The organism is Paraglaciecola marina, assembly GCF_004360155.1.
GTDB lineage: Bacteria > Pseudomonadota > Gammaproteobacteria > Enterobacterales > Alteromonadaceae > Paraglaciecola > Paraglaciecola marina.
On record NZ_ML178722.1, the window covers coordinates 71,362 to 97,655 of the forward strand.

Here is a 26,294-nt window from a genome sequence, read left to right on the forward strand (position 1 = left end):
ATATCTGTATCAATCGAAACTTAAATAATCGCTAGTGACGCCGCGCGATACAATCTGCGCAGGGCAGCCAACCACAGAACAACAGTCAGGAATAGAATCAACCACTAATGAATTAGCAGCTATGACTACGTTATCACCTATTGATACAGGCCCTAATATTTTAGCGCCAGCCCCCACAAAGACATTATTTCCTAAAGTCGGACGGCCTGTCATTTCATAATCTAGGCCAATACAGACATTTTGATTTACAGTTAAGTTCTTTCCTGCAAATTCAGGATCTATCTCTATTCCGGCAAAATTATGCAAAACCAAACCGGTTCCTATATTCGCTTTTGGATTAATGTAAACGTCAGTTAGTAGCCTCAAAATAGCAATAGGTATTGCCACTAAAACGCCCAAAAACCACCCTACAATGGGCACTTCAATTAAACGACATTGCTGCTGTAATCTAAATGCCATAACGGCAAGAGAGCCCCATTGTAAGGTCATTTTTATATATTTATTAACGAAGTTATTTACCCTAGTGTAATGCTGGCGCTTGCGGCGTAAATCCACTTTTAATGCAGCTATACCATGCTTAGGTACTGACAAGGACTCACTACTATTCGGCATCGATCACTTTCCTGCGCTCAATAAATTTAATTTTTGAGGTTTGTTGACGTCTATCACCTTTTCTTTTCTCAATAATATCAGCAGGCACTTGGTCACTATTTGAGTCACGCTTATCCCAAAACTTTGGTTGATAACTATCTTTTATATACTGTTTTAACTCAGCTCTTTTAGTATCAAAATCTTTTGTTCTCAACATTTCATAAATAATAGCGATACCTTTTGCAAGCACTGTCCACTCATATAAATTACCTAGCGTTTGTCTAGCACTCGTTGCAATTTGATTAGCAATCTCTGGATTCTTTAGTAAAAACTCAATCCCTTCACCAAACTGTGCGACATTATGATCATCAACAAGATAAGCGTTTTTCATATGATGAAGCCCCTTAGCAGCACCAGTAAAACCAGCAATTGCAATACTGCCACACATATAATTAAGAATTTTAACTGGATGACCGGGGCAATCTGTACGTGGTAACGTTGCTACATCTGACATGGCTAGATAATCAGGCAATTTAGACAACTCTAAGCCTTCTACTATTGATGTGATTTCCTCAATCCCTAAGTCAGTAATTTGTTGCCTAATAGAATCTAAGTCTTTCTGGTTAGCAATATTTGCAGCTAAAATCAGCTTTAAATTTGGGACTTGATCTTTAATCAAACTCGTGGCTTGTAACAAATAATCTATGCGCTGAAACGCATCAAGGCTACCGGTATAAATGACAATTTTGTCTTCTGCGGTATATCCGTATTTCTCTCTTACGGCCAAAATCTCTTGTGGGGCGAACATTTTGGCATTTACACCCGCAGGTAAAACCTGCACTTTATCTTCTTTAACTCCAATATCCACTAAATAGGTTTTTAAGGAGTCGGATACTGAAGTGACAAAATCCCCAGTAAATGGAATAGTTTTATCGAGGAGCCTAGCTAAACGCAAGGCAAACTTCTTAGACCATATAAAATCGTAGGTCACTAATTCATCAACCATATTATTAACAGCGTTATATAACATAGGACGTCTAGTTACGACTTTAGCAAACCAGCCAATTAAGGCTCCTTCGTAATTGTGAGCATGAATAACGTCAATCTTATATTTCCAAATTAACCAAATAAGTTTCAAAACCATTAAAGGATCGTAAACAAATTTCTCTAACGCGGGCCCTACTGTGACTTTCTTTTTATTGAGAAAAGGAAACCATACTCTATGAATTTTCGGACCATTAACCGGAATATCTTCCTTGATAGGATAAGTCAAAATATGCACTTCATGACCAAGGTCTACCAATGCTTCTGACATTTCTCGAATTGAGGCCGGAGATCCGTGATTAGCAGGGAAAGGGCATGCTGCAACCATTACTACTTTATGTTTCAATGTTGACTCACTCATGATTAGACTTAACTGATTGCAGAACTTCTTCTTTAGCATTTAAAATAGTTATCGCAGGCATGTCTTGCACCTTTTGATAAAAATCACCATAAAGGCTTTCTAAACCATTAACTATGGGTGCCGGTTGAGATTTCCATGAAGACGTTCTAGTTTTAACATCAAAGGGCTTTTCACAATCAAAAAAGTCTAATACTTCGTCGATGTTATCTGCCAACTCTTCATATTTAATTAAAATAGTTGGATGTTTAGCTAGGCCTGGATTGAGCCAATTACTTAACTGCCTATCTAAACCAAACTGATCAACCCCTGCGTTTAGATAATCAATTAATTCCACACCTTTTAAACTCACGGGTTTATCACCACTGTTTGCATTCATAGCTTTACAATGCATGTCCTGATAACCACGCCTAAACACAGATAGAACACTGTTGTAAGGATTACCAAAAACATACCCGAGCTTTATTTGATTTTCATTGTGATAAACAGAGGGAGAATAAGCATGCTCCCTTATAGTTTTATCTGCGATAGAACCTATATGCCGAGCTAAAGCAGTTGATCCTACTCCCCCCATTGAACACAAAGCCACAGAAGGCCCCGGAATTAATAATCTGCGTAATGTTGGAGTTTTATTTAAAACTGATTTAATACCACTCATATTTAGCGAGTCCATATCTGGTTTTCCCTACCTAACATTTCTACTAATTTATTTTGTTCTTCTGCAAAAAATTGATTTAACTTTTGACGACTATCATTGTCCATATCAGGAAGCGGTGCAGACTTAGCATTCAAACGCCGAATAAATTGCGCGACACCCGAACGTTTTAGTCTTTCAGCAAAACCAGTTAAGCCTCTGCGGGCCATAAACCGGTAACTTCTAACCAAGATACTTTCTAATTTCAAAAATCGATAATTCATACCCTGATTACGTTTATTTTCTACGCCTTCAGGTAAAAAACTACTGTCTTTAACTCCGATAAATTCAAAGATTTCTCGGTAACACCCAGCAAGGTCGTGCTGCATTTCTTCTAAGACTAAAACTAAGATATTTTCTTTCGGGAATAATTGGTAGAAGGGTTCTAAATAGGCAGTGTAATAACCAAATTTTAATTTATCAGTATCCTTTATAAACTCAGCAAATGGATAATCCTTAGGGACATCACCTTTGCGAATAAAATGCTGAAAGTCAGAATAGGTTCTTTCTACTGGATCTCGCACCATAGCGATAATTTTGGCATCAGGAAAACGCTCGTAGATACGCTGAGCGGCATCTGGGTGGTACATATAGCTAATTGAAAACTCACCTTTGAGTTTGTCTTCAGCACCTGAAAATAATGAGCGATACCATTCAAAATTTTGAGACTCATATAGGTCGCTAAAATAATGTATTTCTTTTGGATTACCTGAAAAAACTTCTGGATGTTGGACTATATTTTCATAAACCCAAGTAGACCCACATTTACCAGACCCAATACCGATAAAATCCACGCAAAACTCTTCCTTAGACATCTAACTTCCCTCTTCTACTGGTTTTCTTTTTATACGAGCGGGATTACCTACAGCCATTGTATTTTCTGGGATATCGGTAAGTACTAAACTATTACCTCTGACAATTACATTATCACCAATTTTGACTTCACCTAATATTTTGGCACCAGGCTCTATAAAAACGTCATTTCCAATAATTGGAAGGTTCTTACTCCCCCTAACATTTCCAACAGTAATACCTGAACAGGCGACAAAGTTAGTACCAATTGACTCGGCCAAAATAAAAATACCGCCACCACCATTAACAACAAATCCAGCCCCAATTCGGCAGTGGGCTTGAATACTAATACCTGTTATTCCTTGTGTGACAAAAAAAACGGGATAATAAATCACTTTTAAAATCAAACTCAAAGGAGCGAACTTAACGTCACCGGCATAACGTCCAAATCGATACACTATTGTTGCCAACCAACTACGGGTGAACCAAGTAGCGACATATGCAATAAAGGATGTGGACCCCCCTTCAAATTCTATGCGTTTTTTTAAATCTGCTTTTATGTTACTAAACATATTAATATTTCAACTTAGGTTATTTATTAGTATTAGGATTGCCTGAGCTTTAATAGTTGTCGTCTTTACCTGCAATTTTTTCTGACATCCAGTTAGTTTCTTTTGATATGACTCGAGCTGGATTCCCCATAACAGTGCAATTATCTGGAATATCATTTATGACCACAGAATTAGCACCTATAACAACGTTATTACCAATGGTGACACTCCCAAGAACTTTGGCACCTGCGGCAATCAAAACATTACTTCCTATTTTTGGTGGATGCGGTTGTCCTCTAAGATGACCTATTGTAACCCCTTGAAAAACTATTACATTTTCACCCATTTCACCTTCACTGATAAAAATTCCTGAAAAATTGTGAATAGTAAAACCTTTGCCAATTTTAGCTTTTGAAGGGATATAAATACCAAACCCAAGTACGACAACCATTTTTCCTAAAATATAGGGAATACGCAGTAAAAAGCGAAGAGGCGTAAACTTGAATGACCGAGTCCAATTACCGTATCGAAACACCACAGTAGCTATTGTGCCCGGCTCTAAAAAAATTCTTATGTTTTTAACAAACCAGCTCTTTTGACTTAAAAACCAGTCTTGTTTAAATTTAAGGTCACCTGCAATTAAATCAAACACGTTCGTCCACCAGTTTCTCAATATATGAAGCTAGAGATCCTAGCGTGTCAAACACTTCAGGCTCTAATGAAGCAGAATCAATCTCTACGTCATATACCCACTCTAATTCAACAATTAAGGATATTCTGTTTATGGAATCTAAATGTAATGAATCGTCACTACTGAATTCACTAAAGTCTTTCTTTACGACCTTAGTTAAACATTCCTTCAAAGACGACATGATTTCAGATTTGTTACTCATATGGAGACCTGCTACTTAGCTTTATTTTGAAATAAACGAATAGGGAAACGTTCAGTGATTTGCATTGCCGGCTTACCGCCAATGTGGATGATGTATGTTCGATAAATGGTTTCAACGTATTCAGGTTCGCCATCTAATCTATTATATGCCTGAAAAACCTCGCGCCCAAAATCAACAATTTCTCGGTAGGTTTCTAGGCCGATTTCTCGTAATAATTCACCAATACCAATTTTACCTTCTATCATTTGAGCTTTGATGTTTTCATCTAATAGTTCGGTGCGTAGATAAGACGTTGCATAAGCGTAGATATCATTAGTTGACACTCCTCGCAAAATGACTTCTCTTTTCAAAGTAAGGTCATCGACCTTAGCTTGAATAAAAGGCAAATCCATTGTGAGAATAAACTCTTCTTGCCAACGCTTCTCAACTTTAATACTTTCCCAGAAGAAAGCTTCTAGGCTTTTTGTAACCGTACCATCGGTAACTAGCAATGTTCTCAAAAAAGGCGGAAGAGCCTCCATATCCATTGCATCTTCATTGATGTTGCGAACAATGCCGCCTTCAATAAAACCCCGACTTCTAAAATGCTCTTTTAACATAAATACCTTCCTATTTGAGCTGGTTTGCTAACCGTCCTACCTTTACAAATACTTTCGAAGTATTTTTCCTAAAGGACTTTTTGGAATTTCACTTCTAAACTCTATATTTTTTGGCCACTTATATTCAGCCAAATATTGCTTTGCATACTCAATAATCTGTGTTTCAGTTACTGCAGATTCAGCGACTATAACCGCCTTAACTAACTCTCCATAATCTCCATCAGGCTTACCTAACACAACCACCTCTTGAATTTGTGGCATTCTATTTAATACTATCTCTACTTCTTCAGGATCTACTTTTAAACCAGCAACATTGATCATGGCTTTTTTTCTACCAGTGATAAATAAAAAACCACTTTCATCTAAATAGCCTAAGTCCCCAGTGAAATAACATCCATCTTTAAAAGTTTTCGAAGATTGCTCTGGTTTACCTTCATAGAAAGTCGTTGCAGAAGGGCTTGAAACCACGATTTCACCGGTCTCATTTACAGGTAAGGTTTCACCATTCTCGCTAATAACGTCAACCTCAGTATTAACCATAGGTTTCCCAACAGAATTTAACTTGCCACCTCCCAAATTAATGGCAATAGCACCCGTTTCCGTTGAACCATATAGTTGATAAGGAGTTTTTGAAAAAGTCTTTTGAAAATCCTCTATAACCTCCAATTCAAGTTGGGCCCCTGCTGAATAGATTAAACGCAAACTAGTCAAATCAGGCTCTTCTCTCATCCTAATTCTCGACAACATCTTAAGCATAAAAGTAGCAGATGGGTAAATACTTACTTTGTGCTTAGCTAGAGTTTTAACTACATTCCTAGGATTAAACTCTCCTATAGTAATAACTAATTTAGCTCCATTTAGAAGAGCAGCAATCAAGCAATTTCCAAAACCATGGGAGTGATGAAGGGGTACAGAACATAAAAAAACGTCAGATGAAGTGATTTCTATTGTATCTCGTGCAATAACCCATTCTGAGACTAAATTCTGATAACTGCGAATAATTTGCTTTGAGCCACCCGTAGATCCTGAAGAAAACATAATTAGAGCTTTGTTGACAAAGATATCTCGATTATCCAAATGAACACTGGAAGATAAATCTCCTTCTAATGAAATACACTTTAACTCTGTATTTAACTTAGAAATTCTATTTGTTTGTTCATCATTGCCTAGCAAATATTTAGCACTAGCTTGTTTTAGGTAGCTCTCTATCTCTTCATCTGTGTAGTTAACATTGAGAGGAAGTAAAACTGCTCCCAATTTAAACGTAGCAAAACTTGCAACCACAAACTCAATGCTATTAGGAAATGAAATAGCAACCACAACGCCCTGACAGATACCATTTTGCGCCATGAAATTTGAAAGAGTATCTATGCGGTCTGATAACTCTTGATAAGTGACTTGCTCTTCACCGACGCAAACGGCTATGGCCGCGGGGCACTGCTCCACTTGATTCAAAAACTGCTGATAAAGCATTATAAATTCACCGTCAATAACTATGAAATTTTGGCGTACAACTTAAAGAGTTCTGTGAACGCTTTGACTATTACAAGAGGGTTCGCCCCTGTTTGCTCACCTAATTCACGGGAGAAATGACTTACTGGAACATTCTTCATTGTAAATCCGCGCTTCCTAGCTAAGGCTAATAATTCTGTATTCACCATAGCGCCACCAGATTCTAACTTAATTTCATTAAACACACTGCGACGAAATAATTTAAATGCACAATCGATATCTTTTACGTTTATCTTAAACAACATTCTCACAAGAGAACCCCAAGCCCAAGCATTCGCTTTGCGATGAAAAGGATCAGCTCTTTTTTCTCTGTAGCCTAACACCATGTCATAACTATCTATGTAAAGTAAAAGCTTAGATATTTCTTCAAGGTCAAACTGACCGTCAGAATCTGAGAAAAAGATATAGTCATGCTTTGCGGCTTTGAAACCACTTCTAAGTGCAGTGCCATACCCTTGATTCACCTCATGGTGAACAGGTTTAACACGCTCATCTTTAGCGGCCATTTCGTCAATGATCTTACCAGTATTGTCTGCACCGCCATCATTTACTGGAATAACAGTAATTATGTCGAAATATTTTTCGAACGCCGTTAAAGCATTATTAATACTGTTTTCAATATTTTCCTGCTCGTTATATGCAGGGAAAATAATGGACACGCTTGTTAATTTTTTAGGCAGTTTAAATACTTCTGCTGTATCTTGAACTTCAGCTTCTATCGGCTCGTAACTGAGGCTAGCTGAGGAGGAGTTAGTACTCATTTTTATATCCCTAAGTTTTATTATTGCGCTAAAAATCCTGGACTAAAGTGACGTTTAAATTTTTGCTCTGACCTCACATTTCGCCAACTTTCGACACCTTCAAGTTCAAATTTAAAGCTTTCGACCCTAGCACCCATTTTTTCTAAAGCACTCACCACGTCACGTTTTTTATTACTTTCACAGTAAAACATCATGAAGCCACCGCCACCAGCACCACTGACCTTGCCACCAATAGCTCCTGCTTTCTTAGCAACATCATACATCTCGTCAAGTTCATCATTGGTTATAGAAGAAGCCATCATTTTTTTCTGTTGCCATGCTTCATGTAACAACTCACCAAATTCATTGGTTTTACCCGTAAGTAACACTCGCTTCATATCTTGAGCATGTTGTTTTATCTGCTTCATTGCATCAATATTATCTGCTTTATTAGCTTTAACATTTTTGATTTGGTCTTCGATAATATTTGATGAAAGGCGAGATTTCTGGGTGTAAACCAAGATCATATTATACTCAAGCTCTCTAACTACCCAGGGGTCGATTTTTAGGCGATTGACTAAGACACTATCTCCATCAAACTCCATAAAATTGAAGCCACCAAAGGCGCTGGCATATTGATCTTGCATCCCCCCTAATTGTTTTAGTTCCAAACGCTCAATATCGTGAGCTAAGCGCCCGATATCGTAAGGACTCATAACTTGACTTTCCATTTCTTTAAATGCCCCAATGATAGATACCATCATTGCAGATGAAGAGCCTAAACCAGAACCTGGAGGTGCATCATTATGGGTGATAACATCGAGTCCCGAAGCTTTTGACATTAAATGTTGATAAACTGAACGAACAAAACATGCATCATTCTCAAGCGTTGCTAAAGATTGACTACAAAACTCTGTTGTTTTTTCGAAGTCATAAGATGTGACCGAAACGTTTGAACTTTTGGTTCTGACTATACTCGTATATGCATATTTGTTTATGGTTACATTAAGTACGAATCCACCATATAAAGAAGCAAATGGGTTAACATCGGTACCTCCACCAGCAAAGCTAATACGCAGTGGTGCTCTTGAACGAAAAACTTCCATGGGTTTTGCCCCTCCATTTCTTTGCTCTAATCGAGCACATTAAATTTAATTAAACCATAATAAATTGGCAAACAAATTCAAATGAGATACATCTTTAAAGGCACAACACTATAACGTTGAACCATAGAAGTGCACAAACATAAAGTTAACACTTATGCTGGCTTCTGTACCTTTATCCCATCCATAAAAATCAAGTTTACAAAATGATACCGCAAGCCAATATAAATAAATTTTAGATATAAAACAAAAACTTAATCATCATTAAATACATCTACAACCACAATGTACTTAACTATGTTTTATATTTTTGGAACTACATATTAAATTACCAATTAACATATGCTCACATCAAACAGGCAGTAAATGTGCCATTCTTGTGCAATAAAGTGAGATATGTATCGCTTTAACCCATTCAGATAATTTAAAGCGAACAATCATTAATTAAACAGCCAATAAAAACCTTATTAATTTCAATCGCTTAATTTATAGAAATCAAGCTATTTTGCTCATTCCAGTTACATACACCGACTCAATACATAGTAACAATGCATTAAATGGACCATAAATAATTACTCAATATTTCAATTATTTGAGCAAATAAATTACCTCAAAATAAAAAACTGTAAAAAATACTGACACACAAAACCTGTAACTACATATGCTATTTTCTAACAAGGTAAAAAATCATCAATCACCAACTGGAAGACCACTAGGCACTTCTGATGGGATCATCCAATGCATGTTCAATACAGTTGGGTCAGTCAATGCATTTAAGAACTCAATAAGGTCATCTATTTCAGATTGAGATAATTGCACTGGGTTTAACTCATTTGCATCGGCAAGTTCTTCACGTAAAGTTAGATCATCATAACCCTCAAAATCGACATCATTAAATTCATCACTGACTTTCATAGTTACCTGTGATTTATCCCAATTATTTAAGGAGTCGACGGGACTCAAATGGTGCTTGATCATTGCCTCTAAACTACCAAAAGCGCCATTATGTCCGTAAGGGAAAGTGATAGACACATTTCGTAATGAAGGAGTTCTAAATTTAAACCTATCAGCTGGATCTCTAGTTACTTCCTCTCTACCATAATCCTGATACTCTGGTGCAGGCAATACACCAGGCCCAAACTGTGGCACAGCTATAGCGTGAAAATTATGATCTGTTTGAAATGCCCCAGAATGACAAGACCAACACCCAGCCCCAACCCCATTAACTCTATCGTAGAATAGATCTAACCCTCTTCTCTGCTTTACAGTCAGAGCTTGCCTTTCTCCATTTAAATAACGGTCGAAGGGGCTTTGATTGGATCGAAACGCATGAGTTTCAAATGCTGCGATTGCGTTAGCAGCATGCACAAATGTAATGTCTTCAGCATTATCAATTTCTGAAAACGCATCTATGAACAAACTTACATATTCAGGAATTTGTTGCAGACGAGCAGCTATTGCATCCCACTGAGGGGGAAAAAGAAAAGGAGTGCCTCTGGGAAAACCAATAGACGCATCTATAATATCATTGTCACCTAGCTGCCCTAGCATTTCAGTGACATTGGTCACGGGAAAAAGTGCCTGTCCCGCTAATACATTATCCAATCCATCAGGAGTAGCTGGACCAGAAGGTAGCTCTAACTGATCTCTTTCAGCGTTATAAGAATGAACACCTTGCCAATTTAGCTTTGTAAACTCAGCCGCTCCAACATTCCACAAAGATGGTGCATTACGGGCGACTCTTGATGCAATAGCTTGCTCACCTGCACCTAAAGTTCGCATAGGACCTAGATGCTCGCCTCCTTCCCCTACACCTAAGGATAAACCATCACCACCGGACATAAAGGGACTATGGCAAGTACCACAAGAAATGTTTTTATTGCCACTAAGGATTTTATCAAAAAATAGTAAATTACCTAAGTTAACCTTAAGCTCATTGGGAGTACCATCATCATAATAGTCAGTTTTTTCAATGGGTTCAGGCAATTCTGCGGCGTAATTACTGCCAATACTTGTTATTGCAACGATTAAAATAAAACAAACTTTTTTCATATAATATTTCCTTAAATTGATGAGTTACTAAAGTAAGTCACCCACAGTATCCCTATAAGCTGTTAAATTTAAGCCCTTCCAATATTGATAACTTGTGTACCGTTATTGATTAGTGGACCTAACGAATTGTTCGTTTAGTATGCATTAATCAATCCATCATTTATCTGCTACGACCACTTAAGCACTAGTGCTTGTACCACCATTAAAAAAATTTATAACAAAGATGGCACAGATAGCTTTTCATGGAAATAAAAAGGGGGGACTGATGAAGTCCCCCTGAATTGATAACTAACTATAAAATCTAGTTTTAAATATTAGGGTGTAGCGGTGTACTCTAAAGTAATACCAGATGATGCGGCGCCAGATACAAGATCGATGTACCAAGTTCCACCAGCGGGGTTTGCAACAACACAAGTTTCATCATTACCAGCAGTTCTTGATTTACATGCAGCAGGACCACTTGAAGGGCGAACATATAAAGCCAAATTACCCGTTCCCCCTGATGTAGTTACAGTAAAATTAGAATATCCATCTTCTAACTCTACTTCGAAACGTTTATAGCTTCTTCTATCAATAGAGACATCAGTTATCACTTCATTTTTTGGGTCTAATCCACCATTAGTGGGGTCTATCACTGTAACCACCTGAGAAGCTGTATCCATTGCTCCTAAGTCATCGGTTACTGTTAATGACACGGTATAGGTGCCAGCAGAGAAGTATGAATGTTCAGTATTAACGCCAGTAGCAACTGCGCCGTCACCGAAATCCCACTCATAGGACTCTATGGTACCATCATCAAAGCTATTTGCTCCGTCAAAAGAGCAAACTAAATCTGTACATGACTCAGTAAACTCAGCAATGGGCACAGGGTTAGAAGAACCATTACACACACTTCCATCACTAACACTCGATGAAACCCCAACAGCAGAAAGGGAAGCTTCAACTTGATCAACATCAAACCCTAAGTCACAGGCAGCATCCATTACACCATCACCAGCTTGATCCCAATCCACATTTGAAGTCCAGTAGTTACTATTTGCTCTAGCGTAAACTTGAAAGGCTTTTTGGGTATCCCAACCAGAGCTGATTGCTAAAAGATAAAAAGCTTTGTTATAAACCCCTGAACTAAAATGCACATCCATGCCATTAGTAAAATCAGCTTGATTATCAATTGAACGCCCATCTAATGGAGGGTTATTCATATATCGCAGAGCGCCTTCACCTTTGAATATTTGCGCGCCCACAAGCCAATCATTTTCTCCTAACATGTAATATTCAGCAGCTTCACCAGCCATATCAGAAAACGCCTCGTTCAGGCCTCCTGATTTTCCAGAGTATACGAGATTAGAGTTTTGCTCAGTATAACCATGGCTCACTTCATGGGAGGAAACATCTAAACTAACCAACGGATAAAAAGTGTTTGCCCCATCACCAAACGTCATTGAAGAACCATCCCAAAAGGCATTCTCATAACGTCTAGAATAATGAACTTTCATTTGGAGTTGAAAAGTTAAAGGAGGCGAGCCTACCCAGTCGTTGTACATATTAAACACTACATCACCAAAGAAGTGAGCATCGTTTAATGGTGAATATGCACCATTGATAGTTTTGAAGGTATTTTCTGGGCATGTAAAAGAATAGGAGTCAGAACCAGAGGTTCTGTGGTTAAGGTTGATAGTTTTAACGTTTTCATTTTCCATGGTGCAAGTAGAGCCTGCCTCTGTAACATTTAAGCTACCAAAATCTACCCCATAATAATATTCACCTGTTTTCTCATTACCACCCGGGCCAGTCGCATCTGATGTCTGTAGATTATCAAAAAAATCTAACACTTCACCGGTTTTAGCATCCACCATTAAATGGGGACGAGATGGCTTATTTGTATGCTGAACATAACTAACTTCATAAACCAACTTAGCTTTGCCAGACTTATCTAGCCAAATCCCAAGTCGAGACTTTTCACCAGAAAAGCTTGGAAGAACATCTATAGTTGGTTGAGTATATTTTTTTGCAATACTAATCGCAGTGTTTGTTTCAATTTGAGGAGTAACGTCCGCCAAATCATTATCGATCCCAAGCAATACCGCACCGTGGGCTCGTTTAAATGTTCCATCTGCATTTAAAGAAACGATGACGTCATCACCAATAACCGGTAAACCGCCATAGGTTTGCTCATAGCGGGTTGTTGTAGAACCATTATCGTCTGTCAGTGTTTTTTTAACTTTTAGTGAACTTAGTCCAGATAGACCAACCAATGACTTAAGATCATTGATTGCATTGATTGAGGTTTGCCCTAATTTATGAGCAGAGAGTTTAATGTCATTGTCCCTTAAAAAATTACGTTCTGCCGCATTTACTAAGTTGGTACCAATGACACTGGCAGCTAATGTACTTAACAATAAAGAGTGTTTTATTTTCATTTTTTCTCACTTAACAGGCTTTGCTATAGCATTTAACATCGCCGTTATCCTTTTGTTGAGCTCGACTATCGACTTTGTATTTCTAGAAGCTTTAAAAATCAAAACAAAATATGAATACCGCTCAAAGTTCCCTGAATCATCGAGAATAATGTTTATATTTATTAGATTAAACTTTGACAATTCTTGCTATTGACGCATTGCCAATTTCCTAAGTTTTGCTTTAAAACAAAACTAGGAAACCTAGTATAGCGCAAACTGACAACCTGTCATTAGCAATTAATTAACTTTGATTAAAATGTAAAAACTATAATTTTCAATGAGTTAAGAAACAGAGCAGGATAATAGTATTTAAGGTTTTTTTGGGTGGGAAGTAAGTTGGATTAAACTAAAGGTACAACCTTAGCCACTCATTTACTTATTAAAGTTTCTATACGACTAGCTAATGCAAAGTCATGTGTTGTTAATCAAAAAATAAAGTTACGGCTTGGTGCAGACTATGACAACGTGTAAAAAAATCTGACTCTTTAACTTCAAGTTCGTTCTTATTAACGTAAAATAAAGCCTCTACCCCAGCATTAGCCCCAGCGTACATATCAGAATATTTATCACCCACTAAAACTGATTGATTTAAACAAATATTCAAGTTTTTTGCGGCGGTTAATAGCATTCCAGGGTTGGGCTTACGGTGAGAGCATTCTTGTTTATAATGCCCAATTCCAGACTCAGCATGATGAGGACAAAACTGAACTTCTGATATCGAAACACCTTGCTGTTCAAATTGCTCTACCATCCATGATGTTAGCTCATTAAACTCTTGCTCAGTATAATAACCACGCCCGATACCAGCTTGATTTGTGACAATAACAATTTTAAACCCGGCCTGAGCGATAATTTGACAAGCCTCAAAAACTCCAGGAAAAAACTCAAAATCCTTAATTTTATGGACATATCCATGGTCTACGTTTATGACACCATCTCTATCTAAAAAGAAGGCCTTCGAGCTTGCCTTTGTTAAACCTTTGTCCATATTAGCCTATTCATCCTCTAATATTTATACTGAACATTATTACAATTTAAGTATGGCAATGTTACTTTTATTTTTGAGGGTATATTTCAGTAATAATTTCAACTAAAGAAGGGTTAGTTATATCGTTACTCCACAACTCAAATGTATTGAATCCTTCGTCTAAGAAAAATTCCATCTCATATCTCAGAGCCTCTTCCGATGTCCAGCCTAGATCTTCATCAAACCTTTCAGGAGAAGTAGTAAAGCTTCCTATTGTTTGACATACAGCAAACGATAATTCTGTAGCCTGCTGAGCAATATGGAAAACCTTATACTCTGCTTCTTTAGGATCCGTTGCCATCCTCGATGCACACCACCATATAGCAACACCACAACGAGAACCAAGGGTATCATAACAATATTCGAAAGCACTATCAGCCAAATATGACTCATTAAACACTGAATGAATCTCCATAAGAACAGAGGTGGTTTCAAAAGAATCCGCATATATATCCATGACATCATTATATGCTTGAGATAGTTTATCTGCAGTATACCCAGCTTCCCTATACTCATCTTCATCAACTCTCCAATGCATTTCCACTCCGTTAGTCATGGCTGCATACGTAAAATAAACTGAAGATAAGTTGGGGTGGCTGTCAAACTCTGCACCTAATTTAGAAATTAGTTCTCTTTTAAATTCTTGATAACTTGTATCCCATGGTAAACATGTTTCAAACGTGTCGGCGGCCTGAAAAACATAGGAAAATGTCTCACATTGTTCCAAAACAAACTCTGGTATTTCTTTACTATCGACCACTGCTAAATTAATGCCGGTATCGTAAATGGCAGCCTGTGTAAGTTCTTTCTCAATCGAACTAAAATCAAAGACACCTTCAGAAGGGTTAATAACTTTCCAACTAACTCTAACTAATGTTCCTGACACATAGTCTTGACCGTCGATATCTTCTCTAACCAGGCTGGCCCGTGCGCTACTTGACTTAATAACTCCGGCACTATGGAAGATACCTTGAGGCGCAGGCTTAGCAGTTGATTTTGGCTCTGGTTCTGGCTCTGGCTCTGGCTCTGGCTCTGGTTCTGGTTCTGGTTCTGGTTCTGGTTCTGGTTCTGGTTCTGGTTCTGGTTCTGGTTCTGGAGTAACAATGACAGGATCAGGAGTATCTGCAACACTTGTGCTTTCTGGCTCACTGCCACTGCAACCAAATAATAAAAAGCTAACTAACACAACCAATATAAGTTTATAGCCTGACACAACTATTGTTTTAATAGGCTTTGAGGGCAATATAATTTGATTCATATATGTCACTTATTCGTTAGGTAAATAACAATAAGCGCTCTAATTTGGCATAAAATTATAAATACCAAAGCGAATATTGGTTATTAGTATAGTTAAACTTGACACTATCCTAATAAACTTACCTCTAGCCTTCGGTATTCATAAATATAATGGTGTATAGAGGTAAGTGATTTTTATGTGCTAATTCGTTAAAGACTCTAAATACAGAAATTTAATCATACCAACAATAAATTATCATAATGACTCATTTCAAAATGAAGGAGTTAAAAAGCAATTAGCCCATAAAATTTTGAAAAGCATCTATCCCGCAAAATACTGCTTTTCCACTAACCCACAAAGAATGTGACCGAGTAAGATATGACACTCTTGAATTCTAGCTGTATCATTAGAAGGTATACAAAGTGCATTGCACATCGACTTCATTTTTCCACCATTAGCGCCAGTAAAAGCGTAAGTTGGAACTGACTTTTCTGTTGCTACTTCAATAGCTGCTATGACATTCTTACTATTGCCACTAGTGGATATTGCTACAAATACATCATCTGAAGTAGCAATACTTTGTAACTCTCTAGAGAAAACAAACTCGTATCCATAATCGTTCCCAATGGCACTTATTGCTGAGCTATTTGTTCCTAGGGCAAGTGAAGGCAAAGGCGCTCTGTCAAACATAAATCTAGAAGTAAACTCAGCAGATAAATGCTGAGCATCAGCAAAGCTACCACCGTTTCCACAGAAAATAATTTTTCCTCCAGCAGATAAAGACTTTAAGCACGCCTCCACTAACCTCACCAATTCAAGTTGTAATTGTTCATCTTTTAAAACAATTTCTTTGGTCTCTATTGATGCCTTAATTTGTTCCTGTATAGCATTTATCACTATGTATTCTCCTTTTTATGTACTCGCAAAATTAGTTCCTGTTAAGACTAAAACTTAAATCAGATAAACTTAAAAACAGTATTAACCTGCAAACTGTACGCCAAATCATTTTTTGATCAAACTAAAATCAAAAAGCTCGCCGACTAAAACATTTACTTTTAGATGAATAAGGCATACATTCAGGTGGACAGAATGTAACCACTCACATGGTGTCAAATAAATTTACAAAATGGTTGTAAACACTAGTTCCAAAACCAACAAAATCACAGTAAACCTATGTTTTAAAAGAAAATAAAAAAACAAGGCATAAATAATGCTTAAAGCACGATGATATTGCAACCATATCCCATTTGATATAGAACAAGCTAACAAATTTCTATAGTGCTCTTAAAATACTAAGGAAGTAGGTATGAAAAAACTGTTAATTTTAGGGTTCTTAGCGACATTTACCGCAGGTAATGCTCAAGCTGGATTAATCAACATTGTTACTGGCGCTGACATGACCGGGCTATTAGTAACCGTAACCTTTGGTAATGGCGACACTCAGTCTGATGTCTGGGAAGCTACAGGGTCAGAATCTGGCGGCGTGGGGAATAGAGTGTGGTCACTGACTCAAGAAGGCGACACAATTGGCCCTGTTTATCCTAGCTCACTTTCAGGCACTTGGACTTTAACGACTATTAGAAGTATTGAATCAATATTAATCGAAGGATTAAATGCAGGCTTGGTATTTGACACTGCTTTTGGGGATGCTTCGGGCACAGGTCCTGGTCATGCTTTCACCTACGACACTGCTCTTTCATCAGTTACTGCGACCTATTCAGATAATTATGAAGATGAACTATATTACTCAATGCTATTAACCGGAACTAACCCTAATTATCTAGGGCGAGGTTCAAGCATGTTACTAGGTAGCGGCAGTTTCGACTTTATGATTGATGTGGATTTGATTACTCCAGAAGAAGCAACAGCTGAAGTAGCTGCTCCTACCACCATCACTATTTTAGCCCTATCAGTGCTAGGGTTGATTGCTAATTCACGCCGTAAGACTAGGTAAAAAGAAACACCTTACCTTTGGCTAGTGCTAGTTACAAACATTAAAAAAGCGCTCACATTTAGTGCTTTTTATTTGATGTAAGAGAAGAGTTATAAACTTAAACAACCTACTTCTGCACTGATTTAGCACAAAGCATGTACTAATTAGAGTCAAAAACGACTCGACCAATAAAGAAATAGATATAGCTCAAAAAAACTGCTGATAAATTTCACTTTTAAACTAACCGATTGCATCAAACAAGTACAAAATAATCATAAAAAATTAACAAACAAAGAAATTAATTTCATTTAAAATGGGGATTCATTATTACGCAATCAGAGTGGCTTAAAATATGCTTCAACCAACGCCACAGATAAAATATTGATTTGAAAATTAATAATAAGTGTCACAGAACACTCTGGAAAATCGCAAGGTTACATGTCGCTAGAATATAGACAGAATAAAAGCGACTCTATAAGCTGAACGGCATTTTATACCTTGTAAGCATAGTGTTTGGATAATTTAAATAGCAACTTTCTGCTAATTTAAATCAAAATGGGTAAGGATAAGATGTATGGCTACTCAACATGGCATGGTTAAAAACAACACAAACAGATTGGCAGCCGCATACCGGTTAGTTGATGTAATTGTAATACAAATACTTTTATACATAAGCGTCATTGCATATGGACATAATTATGACGAACATTACTTTACAGTTTCTCTAATCAGCTCAGTGGGCTTTGCCTTAGCGGCAGAGTCTTTTGCTTTATATCGCTCATGGCGGGCTGGTTTTTTTAAACAAATAATCTTTTACACTATATGTTGCTGGGTATGTTCTGGAATTTTAGTGTTGGGTTACGTTTTCTTTTCTAAAAGTGGTGATGACTTTTCTAGAGTTTCTTTAAGTACTTGGATGGTTTTAAGTCTATTTTCTCTAATTACTTGGCGCTATTGTTTTCAACTTTTTTTACGCAACATGCGTCGTAAAGGATACAACACTCGCAACATTGCAATCTTTGGATTGTCAGAGAAAGGCGGACGCTTGGCAAATGAAGTTATTAATAACCCCGAAACGGGATATCGCTTAAGTGCATTTTATGATGACCGCAGTAAGGATAGATTAGATAAAAACTATCATTATTACCTGAGAGGCAGCATCGCAGAAGGAATACAGAATGCTAAAAACGGCAAGTATGATGTGATTTACATTTCTCTACCTATGATTGCTAAGGTAAGAATTCAAGATATTTTGCATGAGTTGGGTGACTCAACGGCGAATGTACACGTTGTGCCAGACCTATTCATTTACACGTTAATGCATGGTGAGATGTCACATGTCGGTGATATTCAAACCATAAGTGTCTATGACAACCCTATGCAAGGCAGTTTAGGGGCACTAAAACGATTAGAAGATATGTTTTTAGCAACCATAATAATGAGCCTAATCGCTATACCTATGATTTTTATTGCTATTGCGGTAAAACTTACCTCGAAGGGCCCCGTTATTTTTAAACAAGATAGGTATGGGCTTAATGGTCGTAAGATTAAAATGTGGAAATTTAGGTCCATGACTGTGACAGAGAATGCGAATGTAGTCACTCAAGCAACTAAAGGCGATGCTCGTATCACTAAAGTAGGAGCATTTTTACGACGAACCTCGTTGGACGAACTTCCACAATTTATCAATGTATTAAAGGGCGATATGTCAGTAATTGGCCCAAGGCCTCACGCTGTAGCACATAATGAAGAATATCGCAAACTTATAGACTTTTATATGTTACGACATAAAGTTAAACCAGGAATCACCGGATGGGCTCAGGTTAATGGAGCCAGAGGTGAAACAGATACGTTAGATAAAATGCAAAAACGCATCGAGCTAGACTTAGAATACATAAGAACTTGGTCTCTTTGGCTAGACTTCAAAATTATTATTTTTACTTTCCTAAGAAGTTTTAATGATAAAAACGCATATTGATGAAAAAGGCAGCATTTAACAAATTGTAAGCTTTTTATATACGTTCAAGAAATAATATTTATATAGGGAAAATTGGTTTGGAAAATAGTTTTGTAAATGTTGAGGGTATAAGTTTTGTAGAGTTTACTGGAAGCAAACCAAGTTTGTTGGTTGAGTTATTTGATAGTATGGGTATGAAGCTTTCTACTCATAAAGAAGATAGCCAAATCACCTTACACCAACATGGTAATATTAATTTCATTTCTAACCCTTCTAATACTGGTAACGTCAAAAAGTTCAGGGATATACATAATAGAGGCGCTTCAGCATTAGGGTTTAAAGTTGAAAATAGTCAAAGTGCTTACGAACAATTGCTTGAATTAGGAGCCGAGTCCGCCGAACAAGTAAATTACGCCATTCCTGCCATCAAGGGTATTGGACACTCAATCGTATATTTAGTAGATAAAGAAACAGAAGCAGTTCTTCTAGAAAGTTTTGATACAGATTCAGCCATACTTCCTTTGTTCGATAACAGCCTTTGTGAAGTCGATCACTTAACCCATAATTTGTATTCTGGTGGTATAAAAAAACAAAAAGAATTTTATGGAAAGCTATTTGGATTTGCTAGTTTAAGAACCTTTGATATAGAAGGTAAGAAAACAGGGTTACTCAGCGAGGTAATAGCTAGCCCCAATGGCAAAGTGATTATTCCACTGAATGAAACGAAAGATAGTAAATCCCAAATTGCTGAATATTTAGAAGAATACAATGGCGAAGGTATTCAACATATTGCCTTACGCTCTAACAACTTATTCAATACTGTAGAAAACTTACGAGCAAGTAATGTAGAGTTTCAAGACACTCCAGACTCCTATTACGAATTATTAGATGCCAGACTTCCAGAGCATGGAGAATCAGTTAATCAACTAAAAGCTCAAAAAATATTAGTCGACGGTGGTGAAAAGCAGGGCGGTGGATACCTATTGCAAATATTTACCAAAAACAGCATAGGGCCTATCTTTTTCGAATATATACAGCGAAAAGGTAACAAAGGATTTGGTGAAGGTAATTTTCAAGCCCTATTTGAGTCTATTGAGTTAGATCAAGAGCGGCGTGGTGTTATCTGATATATTCAACAGGGCAAGTATTGAACGATGTTTATGGAGCTGATATGAAGAAAAAAATTGGTGTTATTGGAGCAGGCCTATCGGGGCTAGTAACAATTAAAGAACTAATTGAGGAAGGGCATGACGTAATTTGTCTGGAAAAGAATAAGGACATCGGGGGAGTGTTCTCTAAAATGGGCTCCTATGACTCCGTAGAGCTAACAGTTTCCAACTATTTCATGGCTTATTCTGACTTTATGCCCTATGACGAACCTGTCAAGTTTTGGACTAGAAAAGAGTACAAACAATACTTAGATAAATACGCCAAACATTTTGATTTACTTAAGTATATAAAGTTTGATTGTGACGTCACACAAATAGAGGATACTAGCGAAAACTTTATTATTAGTGGGGTTGGTAGTGACAACCAAAAATTTAGTGAAACAGTGGACACTCTCGCTGTGTGCTCGGGCCAATTTCAAAAGCCCAACATTCCCGACATAGAAGGCTTAGATACTTTTCTTGGCGATACCATGCACTCTGCTGAATATACTAACGTAGAAAATTGCAATCACCTCAAAGGAAAAAAAGTTTTATTCTTAGGCGCAGGGGAATCAGGAGCTGATGTAGTAACCGAAATAGCAGGGATAGCCAGTCATTCAGTACTTGCATTACGGCGGAGGCATTTATTTAGCCAAAAAAATGTGGGTGGGAGTAACACAATTGATATGGTTCAAACTCGATTTTGGCACAGTATTCCTGCTAATGAAAAAGCTGAAGCGGTTAGAACTATATGGAGAAATATTCGCAAATCAACTGATAACAAAGCGTTGTCTTTATTGGCTGACCATGTCATTTTAGCACCAGATGAGCCTGGTTCAGTAGTGACAAAAACTGAAAGAATTTTTGAAGCTGAAGCGAATGGAATGGTAATCGACATTGGCGGAATCACGAGAGTTAATGGTTCACAAGTAGAATTTGAATCTGGCAGAAGTGAATCTTTTGATGCTATTGTTTTTTGCACAGGTTTTAAATTTTCACTTCCATTTATGAAAAATGATAGTGAGATTTCGGATATTAGAGACTGTTATTTACAATCTTTTCATAAAGACTTAAAAGAACGGGTCGCATTTATTGGATTTGCTCGACCTCAGCAAGGCGGTGTTCCATTAATTGCCGAGCTTCAAGCGCGATACTTTGCAAGGGTGATATCCGATAAGATACAGCTTCCAGAAAACTTGTACGAATTAGCTATTGCAGATAAAAAGTTATGGCAGGAAGAGTTTTACGAAACCCCCCACGTATTTGGTTTAGTAAACGGCCAGAGGTTTAATGAAAAAATAGCTGATTTAATTGGTTGTAGACTACCAGCCCCCAATATAATATTTTCCCCTAAATCTTTTGTTGTTTACTGGCTTCATCATATTTGGCCATGTCAATTTAGAGTTGTAGGACCAGGAAAACAAAATATTGCTAAGGAAAAATGGACTAATGCACCTTCCATTTACAGTAAAAAAGCGAAGTTAAAACTAATTATCGGGCTGTCAATCAAGTGGCTTATGTCACGTAATGCTAAAAACACAAAAGAAAGATGGCGTTCAATTTTAGTAACAGATAGAAATTAACTGAGATAAGGTCACATGAGTATATCGATGATTCTAATGTAGGTTAGCTCAGAAACAGAATCACTCTATCAATATCAATACTTATTAAGTTATGAGGGCGATATTAAATACTAGAGAATCGCGAACTAGTTAATGAAAGCCCTCTGTCTTTGACAATGTAAATTCATTAAACTTCATCATGTTGTGATTTAATCGACGTAATGGCGATCCCAAATCAATAAGAGAAAATTAACTAAAAATGAAGTCCCAGCATTAATATTACGGTCAAACCAAATTAATACCTTTATACAACTTAAGCTAATGGTTCTGATTGATAGAACACTAGCGGAAAATTATTTTCTCACAAAAGAATTTAGCTCAAACGTAAACTAACAACAACATTTGAAAAAAATAACTATCTGAATAGGTATACCCCCCTTCAACTAGTTTAGATATTGGGGTTACCTTTTCCAACGAGCTTGAAGAAAAAATGGGGGAGTTAGATGTTTCCAAGTACCTTCTAAGAGCCCCTTTAATTCGAGCATTATAAAATCATATAGTGGACCTATACTTTTCAAATACTCCTAACGGAAAGGTAATAAAAATTTAAGGTAAGATAACTTCCAAACTCTCTGAGTCTATTTAACTAGCTCAAGAGTAACGGGGAGTAATCTTAAAGTAAGTTTATCGTTAGACCCCATCTAACCCTACCAGCATTATTTATTTACAATAATGACCAGAATTTATTTAAGGCATTTATGAAATCACATAAAACAAGATACTATTTAGTCATTTCAGCGTTAATTTTAATTATTCCTTTACTTGGTTTTAACACCTACTTTAGTGGCCTGTTTAATGGTGCCAAAGACTCCACCCAACTTATTCATACACACGTAATCCTATATTTCGGCTGGATTTTTCTTTACTTCTCTCAAGCTTTACTACCAAGCTTAGGTCATCATAAACTACATATATACTTAGGAAAGATAAGTATCATTTATTTAATTATTCTTGTTATTGATGGTTTATTAATGACATTTGAAGGATTTATTATTCGAATAGAGAAAGGTGAAGTTGAAAACGCCAAACTATTTTTACTTCAACCCCTCACAGATATGATAGTGTTCCCAGCTTTAGTAATGGCCGCAATATGCTTCCGAAAGAGAGTTGAAATACATAAACGTTTAATGTTGATTGCTACGCTAATGTTAACTATTGCGGGAATAGTAAGAATAAAATTCATTATTATACCCGGTGGTAATTTACTTTTGTGGCTGTCACCAGTCCTTCTCTCTATGCTTTATGATTACCATAAAAAGAAAGTCATTCATCCTGTTTATGTATTTGGGATACTATTGTTTACCCTGATGTACATTAGGATGCGTCTTATAATACACACACCATTTTGGGATGCGTTTTCAGGCTGGATGGTTAAAGTTTTCTCGAGATGATTTATAATACACGCCTATGTATCTCTAGAAATTAGTATTTGTATTTTCACTGAGCATATAAGGATTACTAATGCAATTCACTAATACGATAAGAGACTATGGATTTATTGCAAAGTGTCTCCATTGGGGGACAGCTTTATTATTTTTGTTTAGTTATATATCAGTATATTACCGTCACTTATTTACGGAACCTGGCAGTTCAGAAAGTTCAAAAGTACTTCAGTTACATTTGTCATTCGGCATAACTATTGGCGTTATAGTCACTTTACGGATCATTTGGCGATTTACGAATAAACGACCTATCCAAGAACCTGGAACACACCTAGAGCATTTTGCAGCGCATACCGGTCACTATCTACTTTATATATGCATAAATAATCATAATGGTCATCTCGGGATATGCAGGTACAGGCACTGGAACTAGTTATTTTAGCATATTCGTAATACCAAAGTTTGAGGGGACATGGTTATATAATTACACGATAATTGACGTTTTACACCTTGACTTTCAAAGTTTCGAGAAAGTCGCAGATTACATACATAAAGAAATTCTAGGAGCATTATTTATGTGGCTTTTGATATTGGGACATATCTGCGCTGCGCTGTATCACCATTATATTAACAAAGATCGAACCATAAATAAGATGACACTTTAAACAACGAGTAACTCAATCAAAGTGCATCCTAGAATAAAATTGTATAGTTGTACAAAGAAGGCTGTAGGTCTAGAAAATCCTGACTCACCTCCACTAAACCAGCCTAAATAATACAACTCTATGAAACAGAGCTTCAAGGCTTATACCACTAAAAATACTTTCAAAGTATTATTGAAGAAAATACTTAGTATATAAAATCCATAAAACTTTTTAATGCATTAGATTAACAATAGATTTGGGTATGTCACTAAAGATTTAGCTGCAATATTAGATATCCGAATATTATCATCATATAATATGAACTAAACCCACAACGTTTAACAAAAAAGCCATGGTATTATCGCACACATCAATTAAATAAGATTAAGTTACGACATCTACACATTTACTCATTAATAAATCTAATCACTATACACATAAACCATTGTAGATATAGGAAAAGGGCCACCTTGTGTATTGGTTGAACAGCTCCCATCCAGCCAGAAGCCAAGTTTTTTATTCGTACTAAATCCAAGCATAATTGCAGCATACAGCTCCTTAAAATCATCTCTTGAACGTTCAATTACTACAGCAGGAGTCTCACTTACATCACTAATACAAGAAGGGCTATCTTTTACAGAGTAGTCCTTATCTATATATACGGTTAGATATGTACTGTTTACTTTAAAATAATCAACCGCAATAGCTCCTGTACTATCAGCCGAAGCACTATTTAATAAACTAACACTTAAAATGACTAAAATAAGTCGATACATTACAAACCTCTAAATTTATAGTTGATTTACCTTGGCTTAACTTTATCAAACCCTTCATCACTTTCACCTAACCAGATACGAAGGGGTCCCAAGTATTTATTGAGATAACGGTCGTTATAACCCATGTTGGAGTCATTTTTTGCTGCCCATCGATACACTCCTATTCTAAACTGTGGAGAAGTTATTAAATATTTATAACCTTCGGGATAGGTATACATTGTATTCCCCTTATAATCCCACTCAGGGTCATCGTAAATCGTATGTTCTTTATCTAGACTTTCGTAAAACCAAATTTTATAAATTCCATCTTCGCCCTGTGAGTACTTTAACTTAACAATGAAGTCATACCACTTGCCAGTTTCAACTGGACTTTCAACTAGATGCTCATTATTTAAAGCCCAATCCATTGTTGTTCCATCTCTCACTCCAAATTTAAAATACAATTCTCCATTTACTGATTTTAATTCAACAGCAGTTGCCGGCCCCCCATCTGTAACACCTAAATTAATCAGGTCATTTACTTCGATATCAGTAAAGCCTCTTTTCTCCAAAATAGATTGCGTAGGTTGATTTCTAAACTGAAAAATAGTACTAGATCTAATTTTATCGAGAGCAGTGTAATATTCAGACCAACCAACCCAAATTGTATCTCCTTCAGTTATATTAAGTTCTTCTAAGCTTGTTCTAATATGGATTTCAGCTCTATCAATTCCACTATTGATTAACCCCGACTGTCCAAAATCCGTATAAAACCTAACAGATTTGGACTCGGCACTCCTAAGAAAATGCTCTGAACCAAACTCAATTTCTACTCCATAATTCTCATCATTAGGCCCAATAAAACCAGGGTCTGTATCTGAGTAAGGCCTTACAGGCGTAGATGAACTTGTGGAAATATTGATAATTCCCCAACTCTGAGAACTCAATTTATTCCAATTTTGAGTATCAGCTCCTACTTCTCCTACAGTCGAACCATCCCATAAAAACTCCTTTAGTTCAGTAGATTCAGTAAACATGGAAAAATATGAATCAATTACAGCATTTACTGCTTTCTCATCACTAGCATTTAAGTTTACTGACATACAAAATGCCATTAAAAAACGCACTAAAAATTTCATTCACTTTATACTCAAACATAAGGTTAACAGCTCAAAAATCACTAATACCAGTATCTTTATCG

General features: G+C 36.8%; 25 protein-coding genes. 7 read left to right on the forward strand and 18 right to left on the reverse strand.

Translation table 11 applies throughout. The features are described from left to right. Positions 1–9: 9 nt before the first annotated feature. The 16 genes from EOK74_RS03595 to EOK74_RS03670 form a co-directional block, all read right to left on the reverse strand. Positions 10–612 (reverse strand): serine O-acetyltransferase, encoded by a 603-nt coding sequence (locus EOK74_RS03595; protein WP_133468552.1) that lies wholly within the window; start codon positions 610–612, stop codon positions 10–12. Then, entirely contained in the window at positions 602–1,996 is a 1,395-nt protein-coding gene (locus EOK74_RS03600; RefSeq protein WP_205964494.1) for a glycosyltransferase family 4 protein, read from the reverse strand. The genes EOK74_RS03595 and EOK74_RS03600 overlap by 11 nt, the downstream gene beginning before the upstream one ends. Continuing rightward, a complete protein-coding gene (locus EOK74_RS03605) occupies positions 1,989–2,666 on the reverse strand; it encodes a hypothetical protein (protein ID WP_133468553.1) in 678 nt (225 codons plus the stop codon). Before EOK74_RS03605 ends, EOK74_RS03600 begins: the two co-directional genes overlap by 8 nt. Next, a complete protein-coding gene (locus tag EOK74_RS03610; RefSeq protein ID WP_133468554.1) occupies positions 2,654–3,502 on the reverse strand; it encodes a sulfotransferase domain-containing protein in 849 nt (282 codons plus the stop codon). Before EOK74_RS03610 ends, EOK74_RS03605 begins: the two co-directional genes overlap by 13 nt. Beyond that, complete coding sequence (locus EOK74_RS03615) at positions 3,503–4,051, reverse strand: LbetaH domain-containing protein (protein WP_133468555.1); 549 nt, start codon at positions 4,049–4,051, stop codon at positions 3,503–3,505. It abuts the gene before it with no gap. Between the two features lie 49 nt (positions 4,052–4,100). Further along, positions 4,101–4,682 (reverse strand): serine O-acetyltransferase, encoded by a 582-nt coding sequence (locus EOK74_RS03620; protein WP_133468556.1) that lies wholly within the window; start codon positions 4,680–4,682, stop codon positions 4,101–4,103. Then, entirely contained in the window at positions 4,675–4,923 is a 249-nt protein-coding gene (locus EOK74_RS03625) for an acyl carrier protein (protein WP_205964496.1), read from the reverse strand. Before EOK74_RS03625 ends, EOK74_RS03620 begins: the two co-directional genes overlap by 8 nt. Positions 4,924–4,934: 11 nt before the next feature. After that, the gene (locus tag EOK74_RS03630) at positions 4,935–5,522 is read right to left on the reverse strand and encodes a chorismate--pyruvate lyase family protein (protein ID WP_133468557.1); all 588 of its coding nucleotides are present in this window, start codon (positions 5,520–5,522) and stop codon (positions 4,935–4,937) included. 42 nt (positions 5,523–5,564) lie between these two features. After that, positions 5,565–6,995, reverse strand: coding sequence for a class I adenylate-forming enzyme family protein (locus EOK74_RS03635; protein WP_133468558.1), 1,431 nt, complete (start codon positions 6,993–6,995; stop codon positions 5,565–5,567). A gap of 20 nt (positions 6,996–7,015) precedes the next feature. Further along, positions 7,016–7,795 carry a glycosyltransferase family 2 protein gene (locus EOK74_RS03640; protein WP_133468559.1) on the reverse strand — a complete coding sequence of 260 codons (780 nt, stop codon included), beginning with the start codon at positions 7,793–7,795 and terminating at the stop codon, positions 7,016–7,018. 20 nt (positions 7,796–7,815) lie between these two features. Next, entirely contained in the window at positions 7,816–8,880 is a 1,065-nt protein-coding gene (locus EOK74_RS03645) for a GHMP family kinase ATP-binding protein (protein ID WP_133468560.1), read from the reverse strand. A 687-nt stretch (positions 8,881–9,567) separates the two neighbouring features. Beyond that, the gene (locus tag EOK74_RS03650) at positions 9,568–10,929 is read right to left on the reverse strand and encodes a cytochrome-c peroxidase (RefSeq protein ID WP_133468561.1); all 1,362 of its coding nucleotides are present in this window, start codon (positions 10,927–10,929) and stop codon (positions 9,568–9,570) included. 314 nt (positions 10,930–11,243) lie between these two features. Beyond that, positions 11,244–13,349 carry a M4 family metallopeptidase gene (locus EOK74_RS03655; protein WP_133468562.1) on the reverse strand — a complete coding sequence of 702 codons (2,106 nt, stop codon included), beginning with the start codon at positions 13,347–13,349 and terminating at the stop codon, positions 11,244–11,246. Positions 13,350–13,809: 460 nt separating this feature from the next. Further along, entirely contained in the window at positions 13,810–14,376 is a 567-nt protein-coding gene (gene gmhB / locus EOK74_RS03660) for a D-glycero-beta-D-manno-heptose 1,7-bisphosphate 7-phosphatase (protein WP_133468563.1), read from the reverse strand. Between the two features lie 67 nt (positions 14,377–14,443). Continuing rightward, positions 14,444–15,673: a hypothetical protein gene (locus EOK74_RS20925; protein ID WP_205964498.1), complete on the reverse strand. Its 1,230-nt coding sequence runs from the start codon at positions 15,671–15,673 to the stop codon at positions 14,444–14,446. A gap of 300 nt (positions 15,674–15,973) precedes the next feature. Next, entirely contained in the window at positions 15,974–16,549 is a 576-nt protein-coding gene (locus EOK74_RS03670; RefSeq protein WP_133468564.1) for a D-sedoheptulose-7-phosphate isomerase, read from the reverse strand. A gap of 409 nt (positions 16,550–16,958) precedes the next feature. Here EOK74_RS03670 and EOK74_RS03675 point away from each other — a divergent pair, with 409 nt between their 5' ends. The 7 genes from EOK74_RS03675 to EOK74_RS21165 all read left to right on the forward strand — a co-directional run bounded on the left by EOK74_RS03675 (position 16,959) and on the right by EOK74_RS21165 (position 24,359). Further along, positions 16,959–17,606 carry a hypothetical protein gene (locus tag EOK74_RS03675; protein WP_133468565.1) on the forward strand — a complete coding sequence of 216 codons (648 nt, stop codon included), beginning with the start codon at positions 16,959–16,961 and terminating at the stop codon, positions 17,604–17,606. 553 nt (positions 17,607–18,159) lie between these two features. Next, positions 18,160–19,563 carry an undecaprenyl-phosphate glucose phosphotransferase gene (locus EOK74_RS03680; RefSeq protein ID WP_133468566.1) on the forward strand — a complete coding sequence of 468 codons (1,404 nt, stop codon included), beginning with the start codon at positions 18,160–18,162 and terminating at the stop codon, positions 19,561–19,563. A gap of 77 nt (positions 19,564–19,640) precedes the next feature. Further along, the gene (gene hppD / locus EOK74_RS03685; protein ID WP_205964500.1) at positions 19,641–20,669 is read left to right on the forward strand and encodes a 4-hydroxyphenylpyruvate dioxygenase; all 1,029 of its coding nucleotides are present in this window, start codon (positions 19,641–19,643) and stop codon (positions 20,667–20,669) included. A 44-nt stretch (positions 20,670–20,713) separates the two neighbouring features. Further along, a complete protein-coding gene (locus tag EOK74_RS03690; protein ID WP_133468568.1) occupies positions 20,714–22,273 on the forward strand; it encodes a flavin-containing monooxygenase in 1,560 nt (519 codons plus the stop codon). A 737-nt stretch (positions 22,274–23,010) separates the two neighbouring features. Further along, positions 23,011–23,703 (forward strand): hypothetical protein, encoded by a 693-nt coding sequence (locus EOK74_RS03695; RefSeq protein ID WP_133468569.1) that lies wholly within the window; start codon positions 23,011–23,013, stop codon positions 23,701–23,703. A 70-nt stretch (positions 23,704–23,773) separates the two neighbouring features. Further along, positions 23,774–24,127: a cytochrome b gene (locus tag EOK74_RS21160; protein WP_275404653.1), complete on the forward strand. Its 354-nt coding sequence runs from the start codon at positions 23,774–23,776 to the stop codon at positions 24,125–24,127. Beyond that, positions 24,087–24,359 (forward strand): cytochrome b/b6 domain-containing protein, encoded by a 273-nt coding sequence (locus tag EOK74_RS21165; protein ID WP_275404654.1) that lies wholly within the window; start codon positions 24,087–24,089, stop codon positions 24,357–24,359. The genes EOK74_RS21160 and EOK74_RS21165 overlap by 41 nt, the downstream gene beginning before the upstream one ends. 401 nt (positions 24,360–24,760) lie before the next feature. Here the strand turns inward: EOK74_RS21165 and EOK74_RS03705 are convergent, their stop codons facing one another. Both EOK74_RS03705 and EOK74_RS03710 read right to left on the reverse strand, forming a co-directional pair. Beyond that, on the reverse strand, positions 24,761–25,114 hold the full coding sequence (locus EOK74_RS03705; RefSeq protein WP_133468570.1) for a hypothetical protein: 354 nt from the start codon (positions 25,112–25,114) through the stop codon (positions 24,761–24,763). Positions 25,115–25,140: 26 nt separating this feature from the next. After that, positions 25,141–26,232: a heparin lyase I family protein gene (locus EOK74_RS03710; protein WP_133468571.1), complete on the reverse strand. Its 1,092-nt coding sequence runs from the start codon at positions 26,230–26,232 to the stop codon at positions 25,141–25,143. Positions 26,233–26,294: the final 62 nt, after the last annotated feature.